The sequence below is a fragment of the Streptomyces sp. NPDC060049 genome, from assembly GCF_042736715.1.
Taxonomy (GTDB): Bacteria; Actinomycetota; Actinomycetes; order Streptomycetales; family Streptomycetaceae; genus Streptomyces.
Genome location: NZ_JBHWVV010000003.1, coordinates 280,687 through 297,192 on the forward strand (window position 1 = coordinate 280,687; position 16,506 = coordinate 297,192).

13 protein-coding genes and 2 pseudogenes are annotated in these 16,506 nt (G+C 72.6%); 9 read left to right on the forward strand and 6 right to left on the reverse strand.

The window, feature by feature from the left end; all coding sequences use genetic code 11:
* From ACFWBY_RS06525 to ACFWBY_RS06540, 4 genes are all read left to right on the forward strand, one after another.
* The gene (locus ACFWBY_RS06525; protein ID WP_385344544.1) at positions 1 to 1,824 is read left to right on the forward strand and encodes a GTPase; all 1,824 of its coding nucleotides are present in this window, start codon (positions 1 to 3) and stop codon (positions 1,822 to 1,824) included.
* Between the two features lie 137 nt (positions 1,825 to 1,961).
* Positions 1,962 to 2,369 (forward strand): single-stranded DNA-binding protein, encoded by a 408-nt coding sequence (locus ACFWBY_RS06530; protein ID WP_385344547.1) that lies wholly within the window; start codon positions 1,962 to 1,964, stop codon positions 2,367 to 2,369.
* Between the two features lie 188 nt (positions 2,370 to 2,557).
* Entirely contained in the window at positions 2,558 to 3,853 is a 1,296-nt protein-coding gene (locus ACFWBY_RS06535; protein ID WP_385409632.1) for a thioester domain-containing protein, read from the forward strand.
* Between the two features lie 257 nt (positions 3,854 to 4,110).
* Positions 4,111 to 5,610, forward strand: a complete 1,500-nt coding sequence (locus tag ACFWBY_RS06540; RefSeq protein WP_385341090.1) for a bifunctional phosphatase PAP2/diacylglycerol kinase family protein — start codon at positions 4,111 to 4,113, stop codon at positions 5,608 to 5,610.
* A gap of 61 nt (positions 5,611 to 5,671) precedes the next feature.
* Here ACFWBY_RS06540 and ACFWBY_RS06545 read toward each other — a convergent pair whose 3' ends face one another.
* From ACFWBY_RS06545 to ACFWBY_RS06555, 3 genes and pseudogenes are all read right to left on the reverse strand, one after another.
* On the reverse strand, positions 5,672 to 6,217 hold the full coding sequence (locus ACFWBY_RS06545; RefSeq protein ID WP_385341092.1) for a hypothetical protein: 546 nt from the start codon (positions 6,215 to 6,217) through the stop codon (positions 5,672 to 5,674).
* A 764-nt stretch (positions 6,218 to 6,981) separates the two neighbouring features.
* Positions 6,982 to 8,227, reverse strand: a pseudogene (xerC, locus tag ACFWBY_RS06550) (tyrosine recombinase XerC).
* A 91-nt stretch (positions 8,228 to 8,318) separates the two neighbouring features.
* Positions 8,319 to 8,549 (reverse strand): annotated as a pseudogene (locus ACFWBY_RS06555) (helix-turn-helix transcriptional regulator); the annotation flags it as partial.
* Positions 8,550 to 8,766: 217 nt separating this feature from the next.
* Between ACFWBY_RS06555 and ACFWBY_RS06560 the strand changes: the two are divergent.
* The 4 genes from ACFWBY_RS06560 to ACFWBY_RS06575 all read left to right on the forward strand — a co-directional run bounded on the left by ACFWBY_RS06560 (position 8,767) and on the right by ACFWBY_RS06575 (position 12,411).
* Positions 8,767 to 9,315: an SMI1/KNR4 family protein gene (locus ACFWBY_RS06560; protein ID WP_385341094.1), complete on the forward strand. Its 549-nt coding sequence runs from the start codon at positions 8,767 to 8,769 to the stop codon at positions 9,313 to 9,315.
* Positions 9,316 to 9,547: 232 nt separating this feature from the next.
* Positions 9,548 to 11,212, forward strand: a complete 1,665-nt coding sequence (ettA, locus tag ACFWBY_RS06565; RefSeq protein WP_385341096.1) for an energy-dependent translational throttle protein EttA — start codon at positions 9,548 to 9,550, stop codon at positions 11,210 to 11,212.
* Between the two features lie 18 nt (positions 11,213 to 11,230).
* The gene (locus tag ACFWBY_RS06570) at positions 11,231 to 11,698 is read left to right on the forward strand and encodes an acyl-CoA thioesterase (RefSeq protein WP_385341097.1); all 468 of its coding nucleotides are present in this window, start codon (positions 11,231 to 11,233) and stop codon (positions 11,696 to 11,698) included.
* Positions 11,695 to 12,411: a hypothetical protein gene (locus ACFWBY_RS06575; protein ID WP_385341099.1), complete on the forward strand. Its 717-nt coding sequence runs from the start codon at positions 11,695 to 11,697 to the stop codon at positions 12,409 to 12,411. The genes ACFWBY_RS06570 and ACFWBY_RS06575 overlap by 4 nt, the downstream gene beginning before the upstream one ends.
* Before the next feature lie 36 nt (positions 12,412 to 12,447).
* On the opposite strand, the gene ACFWBY_RS06580 is transcribed toward ACFWBY_RS06575, so the two are convergent.
* Positions 12,448 to 12,852, reverse strand: a complete 405-nt coding sequence (locus ACFWBY_RS06580; protein ID WP_385341100.1) for a globin — start codon at positions 12,850 to 12,852, stop codon at positions 12,448 to 12,450.
* 123 nt (positions 12,853 to 12,975) lie between these two features.
* On the opposite strand from ACFWBY_RS06580, the gene ACFWBY_RS06585 reads away from it, so the two are divergent.
* Complete coding sequence (locus ACFWBY_RS06585) at positions 12,976 to 13,959, forward strand: methyltransferase domain-containing protein (protein WP_385341102.1); 984 nt, start codon at positions 12,976 to 12,978, stop codon at positions 13,957 to 13,959.
* Positions 13,960 to 13,987: 28 nt separating this feature from the next.
* On the opposite strand, the gene ACFWBY_RS06590 is transcribed toward ACFWBY_RS06585, so the two are convergent.
* Together ACFWBY_RS06590 and ACFWBY_RS06595 are read right to left on the reverse strand one after the other, a co-directional pair.
* On the reverse strand, positions 13,988 to 15,085 hold the full coding sequence (locus ACFWBY_RS06590; protein WP_385341104.1) for an FHA domain-containing protein: 1,098 nt from the start codon (positions 15,083 to 15,085) through the stop codon (positions 13,988 to 13,990).
* 85 nt (positions 15,086 to 15,170) lie between these two features.
* Positions 15,171 to 16,496 carry a VWA domain-containing protein gene (locus ACFWBY_RS06595; protein WP_385341106.1) on the reverse strand — a complete coding sequence of 442 codons (1,326 nt, stop codon included), beginning with the start codon at positions 16,494 to 16,496 and terminating at the stop codon, positions 15,171 to 15,173.
* Between the last annotated feature and the right edge of the window lie 10 nt (positions 16,497 to 16,506).

The following is a 16,506-nucleotide window of genomic DNA, read 5'->3' on the forward strand; positions in this document are numbered from 1 at the left end:
GTGACCGCCCTGACCGACCGCACCGACGACCGCTGGGACGACGGACTCATCGCGCGCTCACGCCCCCCGGCCGCCGACGAGGGGCCCGTGAGCGGCGAAGATGAAGAAGGGGACGACGCACTCGTTCGGGCGGTCTCCGGCGCCGCGAACGACAGCGGCAAGGCGCCCGCTCCGCCGCTCAGCCCCGAGAACCAGGCGCTGCGCACGCGCCTCGAGGCGCTGCGCCAGCTCGTCGGGCTGTCCAGGACCCGGCTCGACGGCAAGACCCTCGCCGAGGCCGGACGGGTGCTGGACGAGGCGGCGGCGCGCCGCGGACTGTCGGCGCAGCACACGGTCGTCGCCATCGCCGGCGCCACCGGAAGCGGCAAGTCCACCCTCTTCAACTACCTCGCCGGAGTGCAGATCTCCGAGACCGGCCTGCGCAGGCCGACGACCGCCGCACCCATCGCGTGCAGCTGGTCCGACGGCGCGGCGGGCCTGCTCGACCGGCTGGAGATCCCCGGACGGCTGCGCCGCCGTCCCCGCGAGACCGCGGAAGCCGAGGCCCTGCGCGGCATGGTCCTCGTCGACCTGCCCGACCTGGACTCGGCGGTCGGTGCCCACCGCGACCACGTGGACCGGGTGCTGGCGCTGGTCGACGCCGTGGTGTGGGTGGTGGATCCGGAGAAGTACGCGGACGCGGTGCTCCACGAGCGGTACCTGCGACCGCTGGCGGGGCACGCGGAGGTGACCTTCGTCGTGCTGAACCAGGTGGACCGGCTGCCCGGAGAGGCCGCGGACCTGGTACTGGACGACCTGCGCCGGCTCCTCGACGACGACGGGATCGCCCTCGGCGAGCACGGCGAACCCGGAGCCACCGTCCTTGGGATTTCCGCTCTTACGGGTGAAGGAGTCGCGGAACTGCGCGAGCTCCTCGGACAGTTCACCCAGGAGAAGGGCGCCGCGACCCGGCGGATCTCCGCCGACGTCGACAAGGCCGCCGCGCGCCTGCGCCCGCTCTACGTCGCCGACGGCCACCCCGGGCCGGAGATCGGCGAAACGGCGCGCGCCGAGTTCGAGGACCGGCTCGCCGAGGCCGTCGGGGCGTATGCGGCCGGACTCGCCGCCGAGCGGGCATGGCGGCGCAATGCCGGAAGGGCGTGCGGGACACCGTGGTTGCGCCTGTGGCGCTGGTACGAGAGCCGGCGCGCCCCGCGCACGCTGGCCGGCCTGGCCGCCCTCGCGGCGATCGGACGCTCGCCGTTGGCCGCCGAACCACCGGTCGAGGAGGAGGTGACGGCCCGCCAGCGCGTCGAGCAGGCCGTGCGGACCGTTGCCGACGAGGCGGTCCTCGGCCTGCCCGACCCGTGGGCACAGGCCGTACGGGAGACCGCGGTCCGCGGCGCCGAGGGGCTCCCGGAGGCGCTGGACGAGATCGCGGTGACCCTGGGCACCGCGGTCACGCTGCCCAGCGCCAAGCCGCCGCGGCCCTCCTGGTGGCCGGCGGCCGTGCTCGCGCAGGCGGCCATGACGCTGCTCCAGATCTACGGCGGGCTCTGGCTGGTCGGACAGATCGCCGGGGTCCTGGAGCCGTGGCTGATGCCGCCGGTGCTGCTGATGGTGGCGGGCATCGTCGGCGGACCGCTGGTGGAGTGGGCCTGCTCGATCGGGGCCCGGGGCCCGGCGAGGCGGTACGGGCAGGACGCGGAGCGGCGGCTGCGGCAGGCGGCGGCCGGCTGCGGCCGGGCCCGGGTGCTGGAGCCGGTGGCCGCCGAGCTTCTGCGCTACCGGGAGGTGCGCGAGCAGTACGCGACGGTGGCGAGGTTGTCCACAACCCGCCAGTAATCCACAGGCTCCGGCGGACTCCGGCGGACCGGTCCAGCATGGTCGTACCTCGTGCGGATGGTCCGGACGGGTACGGAATGCGGGTCGGGCCGGCGCTTCGTCGAGCGCGCGGCCGCGGCTCCGGGAGGACGGCCGGGATGAATGACACCCAGGTGACGCTGGTCGGTTACGTGGCCACGCAGATCGACTACAAGGAGACGGCGAGCGGTCCCGCCGCCCGCTTCCGCTTCGCGGTGACCCCGAGGTACTTCGACCGGAAGAAGGAAGCCTGGGCGGACGCGCCCACCAGCTTCTACACGGTGTGGGCCCGACGCGGCCTCGCGGTGAACCTCGCGGGATCCGTTTCCGTCGGCGAACCGCTGGTGGTGCACGGGCGGCTGCGGGTGCGCGAGGACCCGCCCGACGGGGAGGGAAACAAGCGGTTCTCGGCGCAGATCGACGCGACCGCCATCGGGCACGACCTGAACCGCGGCACGGCGGCCTTCCGGCGGGTCGTCAGGACGGACACGCCGCTGATGGGTACTCAGAAGGCGGCGGTGGTCTGAGTGTTCGAGGAGGCTAGGATTCCCCGGTACTCACGGGCACCTGGGCCTTCGGCCCGAAGGGGAAGACTGTGTCGATTGCCGTTCCCGCACCCTCCGTTCCTGCTCCCGCTCCTGTTCCGGCTCCTTTCACCGATCCTGTTACCGCTGTCGCTCCCGCTGTTGCTCCTGCTATCGCTCCCGGTGTCGCCGTGCTCGTCACCCCGGCCGTCGTCGCCGCCGCGGCGCCGGCTCCCGGTACGGACTTCGCCTCCGCCCGGGCTCCTGCGCCCCCGCGCGCCACGGCCGGCACGGCCGTACGAGGCGCCGCGCGGCGCCCGCTCACGATGGCGCTGCTCGCCGCCGCGCTGGCGGCGGCGCCGGGAGCCGGGGCGGCCGCCGCCGGAGGCCCGGCCGCGTCACGGGCGCCGGAGGGCGCGAGCGCCGTGCTGGACGGGCTGAAGACGTACGGACAGGCGGTCCTGCGCGGCGCGGACGGCTCGGTGCGGCAGATTCCTGCCGGGCTGTACGAGATGCGGGTCGACGGCGGCGGGATGCTCCAGACGTACGGCGTCGGGGTCGCGGGCAACGCGCAGCCCCAGACCCGGTACACGGAGAGCGGGTGGAGGGGTACGCCGCTCGCCGGGAACGACGAGGCGGGCCGGATCCGGTGGGTCCTGGAGCACTCCTACCCCCAGCTGAACGATCTGGCCGGGCTCGCCAAGGCGGCGGGGGCGGCCTCGCTCACCGCGGAGAGCGCGGCGGCCGGCACCCAGGTGGCCATCTGGCGGCTGGCGGACGGCGTGCGCGTGGAGGCGGCCGACCCGCAGGCGGAGAAGCTGGCGGACTACCTCCAGCGGGAGGCGGGCCGGCTGCCGGAGCCGCCGGCGTCGCTCGCGGTGGACCCGGGCGAGGTGTCGGGGCCGCTGGGCACCCGGATCGGGCCCGTCACCGTGCGGACGAGCGCGCACGGCGTGAGCGTGACCCCGGACGCCGCGGCCGCGGCCATGGGCGTGCGGGTGGTGGACGCCGAGGGACGGCCGGTCTCCGTCGCCGCCAACGGCAGCGAGCTGTACTTCGAGGTGCCGGTGGGGACGCCGGACGGCACCGCCTCGGTCACCGTGCGCGGCTCCACCCGGGTACCGGTGGGGCGGGTCTTCACCAGCGGGGTCCCGGCCCAGGTCCAGATCGTCGCCGGGTCCAGCGAGTCCGCCGCCGCGGCCACGGCGACGGCGCGTTGGCCGCAGCCGCCCGCCGTCAAGCCGGACGGTGCCCCGGCCACGGGCGCGGCGGTGACAACGCTCGGCGGGCTGTCCGCACCCGCCCCGGCGGCGGGCCCGGACACCTCGGAGGAGCGGCTGGCCTCCAGCGGCAGCTCGGCGGCCACGCCGGTGATCGCCTCCCTGGCGGTGGGCCTCGTGGTCTTGGGAGGCCTGGTCGTCCTGCTCCTGCGCAAGCGCCCCCTGGAGGAGGACCTCGCCCCCCGGCGGGGTCAGGCACCCGAGTAGCGAAGGCTGACGGCCGGGACGGTCACGGTCACGGTGGCGGAGGCAGGACGGGGACGGGAAACGAGGGCTAAGAGCGGGAGCGGTGACGGCACCGGGAGCGGTGGCGGAACAAGAAACGGGAACAAGACCACGAACGGGCACGGGTACGGGCACGGGTACGGGCACGGGTACGAGTACGGACACGGGCACGGGCACGGCCTGAGGGCCGGGTGGCGGCGGAGCCGGTTCGGATGCCGACGCGCGGGTAGGGGCGGTAAATGGCTGATCAAGAGCTGACATGGCAAGGAGCGGTCGTGCGGGGGGACCGCTGGCTGTTCGACGTGGTGGCCCGGCGGCACTGGCCGGGGGCCGACCGGGTGCTCCCGCGGCTAGGGCGGGCCGCGAACCACGGGGTGCTGTGGGGCGGGACCGCCGCGGCCATCGCCGTCCTGGGCTCGGCCGGAGCCCGCAAGGCCGCCGTGCGGGGGCTCGCCTCCCTGGCGCTCGCCTCCGCCACCATCAACACCGTCGGCAAGTGGTCCGTACGTCGGCCGCGCCCCCTGCTGGACGGGGTGCCCGCCGTGCGGCAGCTCACCACGCAGCCGCGGACCACCTCCTTCCCCTCGGGGCATTCGGCGTCCGCGTTCGCCTTCACCGCCGGGGTGGCCCTGGAGTCCCCGGTGTGGGGCGCCGCGCTGGCGCCGGTCGCCGCCTCCGTCGCCTTCTCGCGGGTGTACACGGGGGTCCACTACCCCTCCGACGTACTCGCCGGCGCCGCGCTGGGGGTGGCGGCCGGACTCGTCGTACGCCGCCTCACACGGGAGGCCGAACAGGCCCGGATCGTGCCGGGTGACGAGCGTCCGGCCCCCGCCGCGCCGGCGCTGCCCGACGGCTCCGGGCTCACGATCGTCGTCAACACCGGATCGGGCACGGCTGCCGCCGCGGGGCTCGATGTGGTGCGGGAGCGGCTGCCCAAGGCCGAGGTCGTCGAGTGCCAGGGGTCGGAACTCGCCGCCGAACTCGCCTCGGCTGCCGCCCGGTCCGCCGTGCTCGGCGTGTGCGGCGGCGACGGTACGGTCAACGCCGCCGCCACCGCCGCGCTGCGCGCCGGGATCCCGCTGGCGGTCTTCCCCGGCGGCACGCTCAACCACTTCGCGATCGACCTCGGCCTCGTCGGCGCCGAGGACACCTGCCGGGCCGTGGCGGCCGGACACGCCGTCCACATCGGCGTCGGCCGCTTCACCCCGGGCCCCGGCACGGGCGGCCCGGACGCCGAGGACACGAGGGCCGGGTACTTCCTGAACAACTTCAGCATCGGGGCCTACCCGGAGCTGCTGGGACACCGGCTCCGCTGGGCGCCCCGGATCGGCGGCGGCCCCGCCGCCCTGCTGGCGGCCTGGCGGGTGCTGCGCGCCCAGCGCCCCGTGCGGCTCACGCTGGCCGGTCGCCCGCGCAGTGTCTGGCTGCTCTTCGCGGGCAACGGCACTTACCAGGGGACGGGTCCGGCGCCCCGCTACCGCAAGAGCCTGGGGGAGGGCCTGCTCGACGTCCGGCTCGTCTACGGCGGCGGCCGCCCGGGCCCCCGCATGCTCGCCGCCGCGTTCGCGGGGCCGCTGAGCCGCTCACCCGTCCATGCCGCGACCCGGCTGCGCAGCCTGCGCGTCGGTGACATCCCGGCCGGGACCCCGCTCGCCTACGACGGCGAATACGCGCGCGCCCCGCGAGCCCTCGTCCTGGACGAGCTGCCGGACGCCCTCACGGTGTACCGCCCGCGCTGACACCCCGCGCCCCGGCCCCCGGAGCGCCTCCCGAACGAGGCACCGGCCCGGGCCGCACCCCTCAGGCCTCCACACCCAGATCGGCCCGCATCGCACCCCGCATGCCCTCCCAGCGTCCGGTGAGCGCGATGAGCTCGGCGTGGAGCTCCTCGAACGAACCGTGCGGCTCGGGTTCCCCCTCCGCCAGGCGCATCGTGCGGGCGTAGGTCCCCGCCATGGCCCTCGTCATCAGGTCCAACTCCACGAGCACGGCGGCCGAAGCGATCATCTGGGCCTCCGCGAAGGCGGCGTGGTGGGCGTTGCGGGCCTCCTCCACCGCCTCCCGCTCCTGCGGGTCGACCTGCTCCCGGTGCACGACCCACAAGAAGTACATGAGGGCGATCCGGTAGCGCCGGTACGCGGCGTTCGCCGCCGTGTAGCACTCGCGCCGACGGTCCAGGTCCGCCAGTTCCCGCTCCCGCACCCACCGTGTGTGGGCGACCTGCTGCTCCCGCTCGAACTGCGCGGCCTGCACGCGGCCCAGCATCCGCTGGGACAGCAGCGTCGCCAGCAGCGTCCCGGCCACGCCGACGACGGCGGCGCCGAGCGCGATCAGCCCGTTGCCCATGGTTCCCCCTCGGCCGCGGCGCCCGGCGACTCCCCGTCCCACGTCATCCTGCCGTGCCGTACGGGGCTCCGGGGGCCCTTTCGCGGACCCGGTCCGGGGGAGCGGGCGGCGGGTCCCGTCCACCCCGGCCCAGGCGGGGTGCCGGGTGAGGAGCCCCGAGCGGACGTGCGCCGGACGGCACGCGCCCGGTGCGGCCCCGCGTCGCGGGAGCCCCGCGGCCGGTGCCCAGGTCAGGGCCCCGGGACCATACGGGTTTCCCCCGAGGTGTGTACGTCAGGCAATGTGGGGTGTTACTGGCCACTGGATCACGGAAAACTGCCCCGCACCTGCGGCGGAACCGCGATCGGGGGGCCGTCTGATGCCGCCTGGGCCGTCTGTGGGCCGTCGGAGGAGACCATCTGCGCCTCGGCAAAGGAAGCGTGCATCGAGTGACGTGCGTCTTCCAAGGCCGTCCGTGCCTGCACAGTGACCTCCCCCTTGTGAACAAGCCACAGATACTTCATGAGTTCGATGCGGTAGCGGCGGTAGCCAGAGTTTGCGGTCACGTAGCAGTCACGCCGCTTGCCTAGTTCTACGACCTGTTGCTTGCGGGCCCACCGGGTAGTGGCCGCACGTTCTTGACGTTCGAAGCGGTTCGATTCGGCGCGTGTGACAAGCCGCTGCGACAGGATGGGGGCGAGGAGAGTGCCCGCTACAGCGATTGTTGTGCCTGCGAGTGCACCAAGGTGCTGTCCACGATTCCCTCCGAAGGGTCGGCCCTGCACTCAGCGCAGCGCCATCGGTTCTTCTGCCTCTGAGAGGACGCTGTCGACCGCCCTCCGGGTTCGGCCCTGACTGCTTGGCATCAAGTGCGTACAGACCTTGAGTGTGAACCCGGGATCGCTGTGCCCCAGGTACGTACTGAGCGCCTTGATGCTCTCCCTAGCGTCCAGGAGCACGGACGCGTAGAAGTGCCTTAGGGCGTGCATCCCGTGCTCGCGGGCCGACGCGTACCGCTCGCCCTTCTCGGGCTCCGGGATGATGCCGGCCGCCGCGAGCGCGGGCTTCCATGTCTGGTCGTTGAAGGCGCTCCGCCAGACCGCGTTGCCCGCCGTACTGGTGAAGACCAGCTCCTTGGTCAGCGGGGGCCCGTCCGGCGTTAGCCACGGAAGGGTGACCTTGACCGGAGGGAAGCACCGCATGTGCTCCGTGAGCGCGTGCGTGACCGTCTTGGGCAGGGGAACGTCACGGACCTTCCCGCGCTCCGGCGGAGCGAAGACGAGCGTCCCGTGCACGCGCTTGACCTGGAAGCCGACGTCAGCCAGCCCGTGAGGAAGCCGATCTCATCGAGGGGCAGTCCGAAGATCTCTCCCTGCCGCAGCCCGGAGCCGCTCCCGAGGGCCGCCATGGCGCGGTACTGAGCAGGCAGTCCGGTCCGCACCCGAACAACTGCTCCGCTGTCCAGGGCTTCACTCGGGAAGCACGGCTTGGGGCGACTTGACCGACGTGGCTCGGCACGGGTTCTGCCGGAGGATCCCGTCGTCCACGGCCGCGTTCAGGACCGAGGGCGCGTTCTCGAAGATCGCCCGCCGGTAGTTCGCGGACAGCGATGCTCCGGGCAACTCGCCGAGCCAGTCGCGGATGTGCGCGGGCTGGAAGGAACCGAGTGGGCGGGTGCCGATGTGGGGGTAGGCGTGCAGCCGGAGCCGCGACTCAACCGCCGTACGGCTGACCTCGTCCGAAGTCAGCTTGGACACCCGCTTCTCGGCGAGCTGCTGGAAGGTGATGCGGCCAGCACGAGGATCGCACGTACTGCCCGCGCGCCATGTCCGCCTCGACCTGGGCGAGCCACTGGTCCGCCAGGCGCTTCTCACGGTCACGGAAGGACTTGCTCTTCTCGGTGCCGTCGGGACCGATGTATCGGGCTCGGTAGCGCAGTCCGGTGCCGTGGCGGTCGGTCTTGATGCGGACGGGCTTGCCGCTGGCGTTGACTTCGGTCTTGTACCAGCGGTCTTGGATGTGGCCTGCCACGTTGGTGTGCCTTTCCGGGTGTACGGAGCGAGGGCGGGCACGCGTGGGCCCGCCCTCGGCGGTTGTGGTGGGGGTAAGCGGCTTGGCTGAGGTCCGCCCGTTTCTGTTCAGCGATCCAGGCGTAGACCTCGGCGGGGTCGTACCGAACGTGCTTGCCGATCCGGAATCCGGGCGGTCCGGTGCGCTTCTTGCGCCACTGGTAGACGGTCTCCAGTGGGACGTCGAAGAGTTCGGCGATGTCGTCGGGTGTGAGGTACAGGTCGGGGAGTCCGCCGCGCAGCGTGGCGCGGGGGTCGGGTTGATCGGCCACGGTGCTCTCCACACGGATGTCAGCGGGGCGTGGGCATTGGGAGATGCGGGCGGTGGCGGATGCTTTGGCCTCGCTCGGGCCGTCGGATCGCCAGGCGTAGGGCGTCTCTTTCGGATCTTGAGGCTCCGGAGGTGGAGCCCCGGAGATTCGCTGCAGAGCCTGGCTTCGTAGGTTGGGCCCTCGGATACGACGCGCCGCACGATGCGGGCGGCGGGACGAAGGGTGGGACATGCGCGGGACGGACGCGGTGGCGGCGCTTGCCGAGCTCATGCCGGTGACTCACGGGGTTGACGAGCGGGTCGACTGGGGTGAGGTCGAGGCGGCCTGGGGGACCCGATTCCCCTCGGACTACGTCTGCTTCATGGAGGTGTACGGGTCTGGCGTGATCAGCGACGGGATCAGCGTTCTGCTGCCGTCACTGCAGGCTGACGGGTACCCGTACACGGCAGGCCCAGGCCTGCAGGACGAGACGGAGATCGCTCGCGAGACCTGGGAGATGTGCTGCGACGACGCCGACTTCGAGGTGGACCCCGGGTCCATTCTGGCGTGGGGCGTGACGTCGGGCGCGGACATCTACTGCTGGGTGACCACGGATGACGACCCGGATCAATGGCCTGTCCTGATATGCGGAAGGCACACCAGCCCCGAGATGCAGTTGCACCCCCTCGGGATGGCCGAGTTCCTTCGTAGGCTCCTGAGCGATACGGCCTTTCGACAGGGGAAGATCAGCATGGACCTGCAGGACGAGGCGTCCTTCGTCAATTGGCGGAACCGCTAGGGCCGCCACCTGCAAGAACGGGCCGTCGGCCGCTTGCCGCCGGGCCGTCCCCGGGCCGTCAGAGGGGGGCCGGAGACGGCCAAGGGCGACGAATGACGGCCACGACCGTCAGGTCCCCCTCCGGTCGGTGCCCAGGTCAGGGCCCCGGGACCGTACGGGTTTCCCCCCGGGGATGGACGTCAGGCAAGATGGGGTGTATCTGCCCACCCATCGATCTGCCGGACGGTTTCTCTTGGCTGAGTTCATCTACACCATGCGCAAGACGCGCAAGGCGCACGGCGACAAGGTGATTCTTGATGACGTCACCCTGAACTTCCTGCCCGGCGCGAAGATCGGTGTGGTCGGCCCGAACGGCGCCGGTAAGTCCACCGTGCTCAAGATCATGGCGGGTCTGGAGCAGCCGTCCAACGGCGAGGCCTACCTGTCTCCCGGCTTCACCGTCGGCATCCTCATGCAGGAGCCCAAGCTCGACGAGTCGAAGACGGTCCTGGAGAACGTCCAGGACGGCGCTGCCGAGATCATGGGCAAGCTGAGGCGCTTCAACGAGGTCGCCGAGGAAATGGCGACCGACTACACCGACGCGCTCATGGACGAGATGGGCAAGCTCCAGGAGATCCTGGACCACGCCAACGCCTGGGACCTCGACGCCCAGCTCGAGCAGGCCATGGACGCCCTGGGCTGCCCGCCCGGCGACTGGCCCGTCACCAACCTCTCCGGTGGCGAGAAGCGCCGTGTCGCGCTCTGCAAGCTGCTGATCGAGGCCCCGGACCTGCTCCTCCTCGACGAGCCCACCAACCACCTCGACGCCGAGTCGGTGAACTGGCTGGAGCAGCACCTCTCGCAGTACAAGGGCGCCGTCGTGGCCGTCACCCACGACCGGTACTTCCTGAACAACGTCGCCGAGTGGATCCTCGAGCTCGACCGCGGCCGCGCCCACCCGTACGAGGGCAACTACTCCACCTACCTGGAGAAGAAGGCCACCCGCCTCAAGGTCGAGGGCCGCAAGGACGAGAAGCGCCAGAAGCGCCTCAAGGAAGAGCTGGAGTGGGTCCGCTCCAACGCCAAGGGCCGTCAGACCAAGTCCAAGGCCCGCCTCGCCCGCTACGAGGAGATGGCTGCCGAAGCGGACAAGATGCGGAAGCTGGACTTCGAGGAGATCCAGATCCCGCCGGGCCCGCGTCTGGGCTCGATCGTGGTCGAGGTCAACAACCTCTCCAAGGCGTTCGGTGAGAAGGTCCTGGTCGACGACCTGTCCTTCACGCTGCCGCGCAACGGCATCGTGGGCATCATCGGCCCGAACGGCGCCGGCAAGACCACGCTCTTCAAGATGCTCCTGGGCCTGGAGGAGCCGGACTCCGGCTCGGTCAAGGTCGGCGAGACCGTCAAGATCTCGTACGTCGACCAGAGCCGCGCCAACATCGACCCGAAGAAGTCCCTCTGGGCCGTCGTGTCGGACGAGCTGGACTACATCAACGTGGGCCAGGTCGAGATGCCGTCGCGCGCGTACGTCAGCGCCTTCGGCTTCAAGGGTCCGGACCAGCAGAAGGCAGCCGGCATCCTGTCCGGTGGTGAGCGCAACCGCCTGAACCTGGCGCTGACGCTCAAGGAGGGCGGCAACCTGCTGCTCCTCGACGAGCCCACCAACGACCTCGACGTCGAGACCCTGTCCTCGCTCGAGAACGCGCTCCTGGAGTTCCCGGGTGCGGCCGTGGTCATCTCCCACGACCGGTGGTTCCTGGACCGGGTCGCCACGCACATCCTGGCGTACGAGGGCGAGTCCAAGTGGTACTGGTTCGAGGGCAACTTCGAGTCGTACGAGAAGAACAAGGTCGAGCGGCTCGGCGCGGACGCCACCCGTCCGCACCGCGCCACCTACAAGAAGCTCACCCGAGGCTGAGGGCTGAGGTCGCAGGCCATGGCCAGACACCACTACCGATGCCCCCTGCGCTGGGCGGACATGGATGCCTTCGGGCACGTCAACAACGTCGTCTTCCTCCGCTATCTGGAGGAGGCGCGGATCGACTTCATGTTCCGCCTCGCGCCGGGGGAGGGCAGTGAGTCCTTCACGGGCGGTTCCGTCGTGGCCCGCCACGAGATCGACTACAAGCTGCCCCTCGTGCACCGCCACGAGCCGGTGCTCATCGAATCCTGGGTGACCCGGATAGGTGCCGCGTCCCTGACCATCCGCTACGAGGTCAAGGACGAGGCAACCGCGGAGAGCCCGGAGACGGTCTACGTGCGCGCCGAGACCGTCGTCGTGCCGTACAACCTCGTCGAGGGGCGGCCCCGCCGCATCACGGCCGAGGAGAAGCTCTTCCTCCAGGAGTACCTGGACGAGCCCGCGACCGGCTCCGCCGCGACCGCCAGGGGCATCGCGGCATGAACGAGCAGCTGCACTTCGCCGATTCCGGGGAGGCGGCGGACCTCGCCGCCTTCCTGGGCCGGCTGGTGCACTACGACCGCGCCGCCGCCGTCCGCCTGCAGGCGCAGGCCGGCGGCGGCGCGCTCGCCGTCTTCGGGCGGCCGCCGTCCTTCGACGTGCTGGCCATCCGCACGGTGCGGCTCGCCGCGCCCGTCCCGGCCCCGTTGGACCTGACCGTTTCCGCCGGCGAGCTCCTGGAGTCCGTCGACGAGGGCCGGGAGGCCGGCGCCGTCGTCCCCGCGCCCGTCACCGGACCGCCCTGGGCCGGGGTGCTCCCGCCCCGCGCGGGCTGGCGGCAGGTGTCCGGGCTGCCCGGCCCCGAGGCCGTGCGCGAGGCCCTGACGGCCGCCGTCGCCGAGTTCCGGGCCCGTGACGAGGCCCTGCCCCCGCAGCACCGGACCCGCTCCGAGCGCGACCGCATCGGCCGTGAGATCTGGTCCCGCACGCTGGGGGACACCGAGCTTCCGCTGCGCGCCGCGCACGCCGCGCAGTCCCTGGGTTTCCTGCGGCCGGTACGGTCCCCCGTGCCCGCCGCCGCCACCGCCCCCACCGGCGCCCCCGAGCCCCTCGCGCTGTTCGCCGCCGGGGGCTGGCTCCGGCTGCGCACCCCGTACGGCTCGATCGCCGCGCGCCGCCCCGGCGGCCTCGGCGCCCTCCTGGTCCGGCCGGTCTAGTGCTGTGACCGGACCGCCCACGGGGTCCCGGCCGGGCTAGCCCGCGGTGTTGATCATCGACGCGGCGGCGTACGTCAGGTAGCGCCACAGCTGCGCCTCGTGCTCCGGCGCGAGGCCGAGCTCGTCCACCGCGACCCGCATGTGGCGCAGCCACGCGTCGTGCGCCGCGGAGTCCACCTGGAACGGCGCGTGCCGCATGCGCAGGCGGGGGTGGCCGCGGTTCTCGCTGTAGGTGTTCGGGCCGCCCCAGTACTGCATCAGGAACAGTGCGAACCGCTCCTCGGCCGGGCCCAGGTCACCCTCCGGGTACATCGGACGCAGCAGCGGGTCCTGCGCGACGCCTTCGTAGAAGCGGTGGACCAGGCGGCGGAAGGTGGCTTCGCCGCCCACCAGTTCGTAGAAGGTCTGCTCCTGGACCGTGCCCCGCGGAATCTCATTCACCCGACCATCGTCTCAGACGCCCGGACGGAGGACCCCGGTCCTAGGACCCCTGTCCGTGACGGCCAAAGAGCCGCCGGGGGCCCCGGGGTCGCCCGGGGACGCCGTCCGCAGGACAGTGGAGACATGGGCGCAGACGCCGGTGTACGCGACGCACGGGAGACCGCGCACGCGGCCCAGGTACGGGAGCTGACCACCGCCGGGGTGCTGGAGGATCCGGCCTGGCGGGCGGCCTTCGCCGCCGTGCCCCGGCACGTCTTCGTCCCGTACTTCTACACCGGCCGCGGCGCCGGCAACGAACGGATCTGGTCCGAGGACCCCGACCCCGAGCGGCGGGCCCGCTGGCTGCGCGGGGTCTACACCGACGCCCCCCTCGCGACCCGGCTGCGCGACGGCGAGCTGGTCTCCTCCAGCAGCCAGCCGTCCCTGATGGCCAAGATGCTGGAGGCCCTGGACGTGCGCGACGGGGACGACGTGATGGAGATCGGCGCGGGCACCGGCTACAACGCGGCCCTGCTCTGCCACCGGCTCGGCGACGACCACGTCACCACGGTGGACCTGGACGAGGAGATCACCGAGTCGGCCCGCTCCCACCTGGCCCGGCTCGGCTACCGGCCGGCCGTCGTCACCGGAGACGGGGCGCGCGGCTGCCCCTCCCGCGCCCCGTTCGACCGGATCCTGGTGACCTGCACGCTCCCGCGGATCCCGTACGCCTGGCTCGGCCAGTGCCGGCCCGGGGCGCGCATCCTGGCCCCGCTGTCGACCGGCCTGATCGCGCTGACGGTGCGCGACGCCGGGCTCGCGGAGGGCCGCTTCCTGCACACCCCGGCGTACTTCGTGCCCCTTCGCGGGGCCACGGCGGCGCCGCCGGACACCTACGGGATGCCCCAGGGGCTCCCGTACGAGCTGGTGGAGAACGAGCGCTTGCAGTTCATGCTGGTGCTGACGTCGGGCGCGCTGCACCCGAGGGAGGCGCTGGACCTGTGGCGCCGCGAGGACCGGCCGTCGCGCGAGCGGTTCGGGGTGACCGTCAGCGCCGAAGGGCAGTGGTCGTGGCTCGACGACCCCCAGGGGCCCTACGTGTGGCCCCTGGGGGAGACGAGCGGCTGAGCCGGGCCCGGGCGGCCGTCCCGCGCGCTCAGCCGCGCCGGACGGTGATCGTGGTCCAGGCGCCGACGTGGACGCGGTCGCCGTCACCGAGGGGGACCGGCACGTAGGGCTGGATCGACTCCTCGCCGCCGTTGATGGTGGTGCCGTTGGTGGAGTTCTGGTCCACCACTGCCCAGCTGCCGTCGGGCTGCTGGACGAGCACCGCGTGCTGGTGCGAGACGCCCGGGTCCTCCGGGGGCACCGACAGGTCGATGTCGGGGGACTCGCCCGTCGAGGCACGGCGTCGGCCGATGGTGATCTGACCGCCGGTGAGCGGCAGGTGCTGCTCGGGCGAGTACGCGGGCAGGCTGAGCCCGGCGGCCTCGGGGCCGCTGCGGTGCATCATCGCCGTGAAGTACGAGCGGTCCGGGCCGATGGTGGCGGTCCAGGCGCCGCCGCCCTGGGGCCGGGGCGGGAAGGGCTGGTGGGGCTGCTGCTGGTGCTGTTGCGGCTGCTGGTGCTGCGGCTGCTGGTACTGCGCCGTCTGGTACGACTGCGGCGGCTGCTGTTGCCGGCGCTGCTGTTGCTGGGGCTGCTGTTGCTGGGGCGGCGGGGGCTGCTGCTGGTACTGCGGCTGCTGGTACTCCTGGTGCGCCGGGGGCGGCAGCATCCAGTCGTCCTCGCGCTGCAGCGGCTCAGCCGGGCGGTTGACCCGCGAGGGCCGCGAGCCCTGGTAGTCGAAGTGGTCCTGGGAGTACGCGGGCGGGGCCGGGGGCGCGCCCGGAGAGGGCGGCGGCGGGCCGGGGGTCCCCCCGGGGCCGGGGCCGCCGTGCGTGCCGGGAGCGCCCGTGCCGCTCTGGCCGCCGCGACCGGCGCCCGGTCCCGCGTCCGGGGCGAGCGGCGTGTAGGAGGTCGCCGTACGCGTCAGGAAGTTGTACCGGCACTCCTCGCAGAACGGGGCCATGGCCTCGCGCGGGGTCCGGCACTGCGGGCAGAGCTCGGCCTGGGCGGTCGGCTCGCCTGTGGGAGGGTAGCCGTAGCCGTAGGAGGGCGCCCCGGGGGTGCCCGTAGGAGCGGCCATGCGGTGGCCGCAGACCTCGCACCAGTCGTCGGAGGCGGACTGGTGCCCGTTCGGGCAGGTCGGCATCGCGGCGCTTCCTCCTTTTCCCGCCCGGTCGAGGCAGGGTTCCTTCTTCGTCTTTGGCTTCTTCAGCCTGCACCCAACCGGATAGTCAGGCTTTCTTCACTCGAACGGTTTGGGTCGAACGCGTTTCAAGGGTCATTTCGTCCGCGTCGGCGACCTTCGCCTTCAGCCGCACAGTACCCGCAGCCGCATCGACGACATCGACCACCTTCGCCAAGAGCTTCGCGGTGTCCGCGTTGCCCGAGGCGCTCGCCAGCTGAACCGCGCGGCCCAGCTTGGCGGTGGCGCCGCCGACATCACCCAGTTTGCGGGCTTCCAGGCCCTGCTGGATAGCCTGTGCGAGCTCCGCTTGACCGGTGTAGTGGGCCACCTGCGGATTGATGGCGGTGGACGAGGCGAGATCGGCCGTCCACACGGCGCGGACCAGGCCCTGGGCGAGGACGTCCGGCGCCTCGCCCGCCGCCCCCGGCCTGACGATCGAGGCGCGGGCGGCGAGCATCTCCTGCCCGATCGCCGCACTCGGGACCCGTACGCACACGTGGTACTCGCGGGACTCGTCACCCCACGAACCCGTCGGATAGTCCCCGGCGCGCGGGCCCGCCTGCGTACGGCGGTCCGTGAGGTCCTGGACGGCCGGCGCGACCTGCTTGACGTACTGGATCTCCACGCCCACCGGGGTCCACAGGCGCAGCGCGACGTCCGCGACCTCCTTGCCCATGACCTTCTCCATCATGTGCGTGAAGTCCTCGGTCAGGTGGGCCGGGTCGGCGACGATGTCGGCGGTGCCGAGCAGCGCGCTCGCGATCCCGGTGACCTCCTTGACCTCCCAGTCGGTGCCCACGCCCCGGGCGTCGCACGTGAACCGGCCCGCGCAGGCGTCGAGGGTGGCGCGCAGCACGGCCGGCTCCTCGTGCTCGTTGCGGCCGTCGGTGAGCAGGATCCCGTGCCGGATCGAGGCGCCGGCTCCGCGCAGCAGGCCGTCGGCGAGGCGGAGCCAGGTGCCGATGGCGGTGCCTCCGCCGGAGGAGAGCCCGCGCAGGGCCTCCTTGGCCTGGGCCCGGGTGGCCGCGTCGGCGACGGCGAGGCGGCCCTGGCCGGGGTAGACCTCCTTGGCCACGTGCGTACCGGCGATCACGGCGAAGGCCGTGCCGTCGCGGAGGGTGTCGACGGCGGCGGCGGTTGCCTCGCGGGCTCCGCGCATCTTGTCCGGCGGGTACTCCATGGAACCCGAGCAGTCGACCATGATCACGACGGCGGCGCCGCCGGGGACCACGGCGGTCCGGGTGGCGGCGGCCCCGCCGGTCGAGGTGACCGTGACGATGGCGTGGACGTCGCGGCCGCCCTCGGGGAGGAACTCGTTCTGGTACACGTCCACGCTGAAGCGCGGGGCGCTCGGCTTGGCGAAGTTCGCCATCGGTCGGTGC

Coding starts and splice junctions, on each gene's coding strand:
- ACFWBY_RS06530 (WP_385344547.1), top strand. CDS start 1,962: ATGAATGACACCCAGGTGACGCTGGTCGGTTACGTGGCCACGCAGATC.
- ACFWBY_RS06540 (WP_385341090.1), top strand. CDS start 4,111: ATGGCTGATCAAGAGCTGACATGGCAAGGAGCGGTCGTGCGGGGGGAC.
- ACFWBY_RS06545 (WP_385341092.1), bottom strand. CDS start 6,217: ATGGGCAACGGGCTGATCGCGCTCGGCGCCGCCGTCGTCGGCGTGGCC.
- ACFWBY_RS06560 (WP_385341094.1), top strand. CDS start 8,767: ATGCGCGGGACGGACGCGGTGGCGGCGCTTGCCGAGCTCATGCCGGTG.
- ACFWBY_RS06570 (WP_385341097.1), top strand. CDS start 11,231: ATGGCCAGACACCACTACCGATGCCCCCTGCGCTGGGCGGACATGGAT.
- ACFWBY_RS06575 (WP_385341099.1), top strand. CDS start 11,695: ATGAACGAGCAGCTGCACTTCGCCGATTCCGGGGAGGCGGCGGACCTC.
- ACFWBY_RS06585 (WP_385341102.1), top strand. CDS start 12,976: ATGGGCGCAGACGCCGGTGTACGCGACGCACGGGAGACCGCGCACGCG.
- ACFWBY_RS06590 (WP_385341104.1), bottom strand. CDS start 15,085: ATGCCGACCTGCCCGAACGGGCACCAGTCCGCCTCCGACGACTGGTGC.
- ACFWBY_RS06595 (WP_385341106.1), bottom strand. CDS start 16,496: ATGGCGAACTTCGCCAAGCCGAGCGCCCCGCGCTTCAGCGTGGACGTG.